The 5,039-nt window shown below is 50.5% G+C and carries 4 protein-coding genes and 1 pseudogene; all 5 read right to left on the reverse strand.

What is annotated here, in order from left to right:
* Positions 1 to 191: N-acetylmuramoyl-L-alanine amidase (locus Q0688_RS08690; RefSeq protein WP_299074961.1), on the reverse strand; the 191-nt coding region annotated here is incomplete at its 3' end.
* A gap of 224 nt (positions 192 to 415) precedes the next feature.
* A pseudogene (locus Q0688_RS08695) lies at positions 416 to 1,042 on the reverse strand (porphobilinogen synthase); the annotation flags it as partial.
* A gap of 97 nt (positions 1,043 to 1,139) precedes the next feature.
* Positions 1,140 to 2,435, reverse strand: a complete 1,296-nt coding sequence (hemL, locus tag Q0688_RS08700) for a glutamate-1-semialdehyde 2,1-aminomutase (protein WP_299074962.1) — start codon at positions 2,433 to 2,435, stop codon at positions 1,140 to 1,142.
* Positions 2,436 to 2,747: 312 nt separating this feature from the next.
* Positions 2,748 to 3,167 (reverse strand): CopD family protein, encoded by a 420-nt coding sequence (locus Q0688_RS08705; RefSeq protein WP_299074963.1) that lies wholly within the window; start codon positions 3,165 to 3,167, stop codon positions 2,748 to 2,750.
* 12 nt (positions 3,168 to 3,179) lie between these two features.
* The gene (locus Q0688_RS08710; protein WP_299074964.1) at positions 3,180 to 4,814 is read right to left on the reverse strand and encodes a chloride channel protein; all 1,635 of its coding nucleotides are present in this window, start codon (positions 4,812 to 4,814) and stop codon (positions 3,180 to 3,182) included.
* Positions 4,815 to 5,039: the final 225 nt, after the last annotated feature.

The raw sequence follows: 5,039 nt of genomic DNA on the forward strand, positions 1-5,039 counted from the left end.
TCCAATTCAATTCCGATAGAGCGCGAGTTGATATCATGCTGACGACACCAACTACCCACACCTGCGTGCCACGCTCGCATTTCTTCGTCGACCAATTGCGTGATATGTCCTTGTGCGCTGATCAGATAATGTGCCGAGACTTCGAATGCAGGATCACACAACCGGTTAAGGGCGGCCGCCGCGCTTTGCATGGCTGTATAGTGAAGAACAATAAGAGTTGGGGTCAGCCCATCCCGCCGCGGGCCAAAGTTCGGGGACGGATGCCAGGTGCTATTGGGCTCGCGACTCAGTTGCCCGCTGCCGCACGAAACGGTGTGGGATCCCAATTGCAGGCGTATCCATCGCCATCTGGGTCCAGTCCTTTTCGATCACGCTCAGGGCCGCCGCGTTGCAGAAAGTCCTCTTGTGCAAGATCAGCAGAGGCATATTTGGCGCAATACGACATTATTGAAGTTTGGCTAAATCCCTTTTCATCCAAAGCTGTTCTTATTACGCCTATTCTGCCATCCATCATATCTGAGGGAGCAACGATATCGGCACCAGCATCCGCATGCGAAACGGCTTGCTTGACCAACGCTTCAATGGTGCGGTCATTGAGTACATAGCCCGAGCTGTCGAGAATACCGTCTTGGCCGTGGATTGTGAAAGGGTCGAGAGCAACGTCGGTGATCACGCCGAGTTCTGGGGCCGCATCTTTAACGGCTTTAACCGCGCGCTGTGCTAAGCCATCGGGGTTATAGGCTTGTTCGGCGAATTCTGATTTGGCACTGGCCGGTGTCACGGGGAAAATCGCAATCGCGGGAATACCTAGTTGCATCAATTGCTTGGCTTCTTGCACCAGTAAATCGATGCTGAGTCTCTCAACGCCAGGCATCGAGGCGACTACCTCACGCTGATTTTTGCCCTCTAATACAAAAATTGGGTAAATCAGATCGTTAACGGTCAGAGTGTTTTCACGCATCATTCGGCGCGAAAAATCATCGGCACGCATTCGGCGCATACGGGTATTAGGGTAGGCGCCGCGGTGGAGTGACTTGCTCATTAACGTTCCTTTAATAATCGTTGGTTAACACTATTGCAGGGCTATACCGCCCGGCAATAGTGAGATCAGAAGCGAGATCAAAAATTTCGCTCAAGGTTTATAAGCTGGCGAAGACTTTTTCGGCCGCAGCGATAGTGAAGTCAATATCTGCATCGCTATGGGCGATCGACAAGAAGCCGGCTTCATAAGAGGCCGGCGCCAGATAAACACCTTCATTCAACATGCCGTGGAAGAAACGATTAAACCGCTCGTTATCACAGGCCATGACTTGCTGATAATTACTGATTTGTTGTTGCTCTGTGCAGCCTTCTGCTAAAAAGAAAACCCCAAACATGCTGCCGACGTGGTTGGTAGTAAGCGCAATGCCGGCTTTGTCAGCGGCGGCTTGTAAGCCCGCAACCAGCTTGTCGGTTTTGGCAAATAGAGCCGGGTAAAAGCCCTCTTGGCTAATCGCGTCTAGCTGGGCGATACCTGCGGCCATAGCTATCGGGTTGCCTGACAGTGTACCGGCTTGATAGATAGGCCCGGTTGGCGCAATTTGCTCCATGATTTCACGCTTGCCGCCAAAAGCGCCCACAGGCATACCACCGCCAATCACTTTGCCCAAGGTGGTGATATCAGCTTCGATACCGTAATAGCCCTGCGCGCCGGTTAGGCCTAGGCGAAAGCCGGTCATGACTTCATCCATGATTAACAGTGCGCCAGCTTTGGTGCATTGCTCGCGTAGGGTTTCTAAAAAGCCTGGTAGCGGCGGAATACAATTCATATTGCCAGCGACTGGCTCAACAATAATACAAGCCACTTGGTCGCCAATGTCGGCAAACGCCTTTTCAACACCTTCGCAATCATTATAAGTCAGTGTGATGGTGTGATCGGCCAAAGACGCTGGTACTCCTGGTGAGCTGGGGACGCCCATAGTCAGGGCACCAGAGCCTGCTTTGATTAGCAGTGAGTCTGAGTGACCGTGATAGCAGCCTTCAAATTTGATGATCTTATCGCGACCCGTTACGCCACGCGCTAAACGAATCGCACTCATGGTCGCTTCGGTACCAGAGTTAACCATACGCACCATGTCCATATTGGGCATGATGCTGCAGATTTTTTCAGCCAGTTGGATTTCAATTTCGGTGGGCGCACCAAAGCTGAGGCCTTTTTTTAATTTTGCTTCAACGGCGGCAATAATGTCGGGGTGTGAGTGGCCGAGAATCATTGGCCCCCAGGACAACACATAATCCACGTAGCGTTTGTCGTCGGCATCATAAATATACGGGCCTTCAGCGCGGTCAATAAAGACTGGCGTGCCACCCACTGCACGAAATGCGCGCACCGGTGAATTAACACCGCCAGGAATAGTTTTTTGGGCTTGGCTGAACAGGGTTTCAGAACGACTCATTGGACACCTTAAATTAGACACCTAAATCTTTGCGGGCAACGTGGCGTTTGTGGCCAGCGTTAATAATCGACGGCCATTATCCCGATAACGGCGCTGAAAAACTAGGGTAAGCGTTTTGTTTGATTCAGCGTTGACGACTTCAGTGCAGGAGATCAAGAATCCGCCGCCTTATACTTAAGCGGCCCCCTTGCTAAATGGCCTGCTGAGTGAAGGTCTGTGCTTGTTAGTGGGCACGGTCACCCTCAGCGGTGGTGTCTGTGCTGTCGCAGTACGGGCGGTGACTTTGCTAGACGAATTTCTTTCAGGGTCTATTTAAAAGGGCTTAACCACCACCAAAATGACAACACCAAAAAGTGCTAAGACAGGTGCTTCGTTAAACCAACGATAAAATACATGGCTGCGCTGTACAGACTCTGTTTGTAGTTGTTTGACAATATGACCACAAATTAAGTGATAGCCTACTAACAGTAGCACTAAAAAAACTTTTGCATGAAACCAGCCTGCGGCTAGGTAGTAGTCGAGATTATAACTGGCAAGCCAAATACCAAAGCCGATACTCAATACCGCAAACGGCGTTGTAAACCGATACAATTTTAATTCCATAATTCGTAGGTGGCCGCGTGTTGCTTCGTCGCTTGCCATGGCGTGATAGACAAACAAACGTGGTAAATAAAAAATACCGGCAAACCAGCAGACAATAAAAATGATATGGAAGGCTTTAATCCAGAGCATGAAGGTCTCGTGTTATTGCGGCTGCGCCGCATATTGTTGAATGTCAGTACGGCTAAGCAAACCGTGGTCGGGATGCTCGCCGTGATAGCCGCCGGCAATATAACCTGACACAAATACAGTATCTACTTGTTGTTGATCCATGGTGTCGAGGGCTTCTCGTAACGTTGCTTGAATATGTAAGTTGGCTGCCGATACCGAGAGGTGTGCCAGTTCTAGAAGATCGATGTGGGTACTTTGACAGTCAATCAGGGCAGTCTCGAGGCCGCTGTGTAAATCCCCCCATGCAATCACATGAACTTGATCTTGGGCGTCGCTGATGACCAGGGTGTCTGGTTTAAGCTCGAGTAATTGGTCTGCCTGATCTGGGCTAATCAATTGCGGTAAATGGGTCAGCTTACGGCTCATTAAACTAGCTACACTGCTGCGTTGAAGGGCCAAGCTGAGTGGATCGGTACGCAGTACTTCACGCAGCTGTGCCAGCATTGTTTGAGTGGCAGATTGCTGTTTAAACACTTCAGAGTTGGTGAGTGCGGCGACAGTGATGGCCAGCATCGCAGGGAAAATAATCGTGGTGCTTTGTGTCGATTCGACGATTGCCATCAGCGCTGCCAGTGGTGCATTAAGGACAGCGCCCATCATCGCGGCCATGCCCAGTAGGGCATAAAAACTCGGGTCACTGGCCTGCCCCGGAAAAAAATGATTACCTATCACGCCCATTGACGCGCCGAGGCATGCACCGATTAATAAATTGGGCCCTATTAATCCGATCGGCATGCCGAGCCCGCAACTGGCGGCGGTGGCAATCAGTTTGGCAGCCATCAACGCCAGCAAAATTTTAATCCCTAGCTCGCCACGAGTTGCTGCGGCTAAGCTGTCATAACCTAGCCCCATCACTTCGGGAACAACAATTGCGCAACAGCCGGTAATCAACCCAGCTATTAATAGGCGTCGCTCTATAGGTTTGTCGGCTTGTCGAGCGCCTATTTTTAAAATGGTAATAAATAACGCGGCGGCACAGCCAACAATGAGCCCTAAAGCTGTTATATAGGGTAACTCCCACAGCGTGGTCATCTGAGTGACGGGGTTATCGAAAATCGGTTGATGAATGTCGAGTGCTCGAATAAGCGTTGTGGCGGTTACTGAGGCCAGCATGACAGGGATGAAGCCGGCAATGGTGTATTCCATCATCACCACTTCCATGGCAAAAATGACGCCGGCGATGGGGGTGTTAAAGGCCGCCGCAATAGCTGCCGCAGTGCCGCAGCCCACGAGTACGCGAATACTGTTATTAGGTAGCAGTAATTTTTGCCCAAGCCAGCTGTTGATGCCTGCACCTAGGTGAATTGATGGCCCTTCGCGGCCACCTGACTGGCCGGTGCCAAGTGCTAGGGCGCCGAGAAAAAACTGTACTAATGTATTGCTAGTTGGCAGGTGGCCGTTGTGGCTGTGCAGGCGGGTAATGACATGGGTGACCCCCGTGCGGGTGTTGGCGGCTGGCAGGTATTTTAAAATTAAGCCAATTACAATGGCGCCAAATACAGGCAGTGCGAAACGCTGCCAAGCAACGAGGCCTTCAAAGTTTTCGGGGTCGCCTTCGGGCAGCCAGAGTGATGAGGGCCAGCTAATGGCATGGTGAAAGGCAAACATAATGAGCCCGCAAGTTACACCTGAGATAATTCCCAATAGCGAAAAGTGCAGTAGTGACTCTGTGTTGGCTAAGCGGTGTCGAAAATTTCTTAACCAGCGATAATGCATAATGTGATCACGGTTGTGCTCCAGTTGGCTTCATGGCCTATGATTATTCATTGTATCAATGACTTATGATTCATGTGCAATTGCTTTATTATAGTCCGCCTATTTAGAAAGTTGCTG

Origin of the sequence: uncultured Paraglaciecola sp. (assembly GCF_937123705.1) — a bacterium.
In the GTDB taxonomy this organism is placed as follows: domain Bacteria; phylum Pseudomonadota; class Gammaproteobacteria; order Enterobacterales; family Alteromonadaceae; genus Paraglaciecola.

What these genes read in the sequence shown, in the direction of transcription:
- Q0688_RS08710 (WP_299074964.1), bottom strand. Translation starts at nt 4,814, where the DNA reads ATGTTTGCCTTTCACCATGCCATTAGCTGGCCCTCATCACTCTGGCTG.
- Q0688_RS08705 (WP_299074963.1), bottom strand. Translation starts at nt 3,167, where the DNA reads ATGCTCTGGATTAAAGCCTTCCATATCATTTTTATTGTCTGCTGGTTT.
- hemL (WP_299074962.1), bottom strand. Translation starts at nt 2,435, where the DNA reads ATGAGTCGTTCTGAAACCCTGTTCAGCCAAGCCCAAAAAACTATTCCT.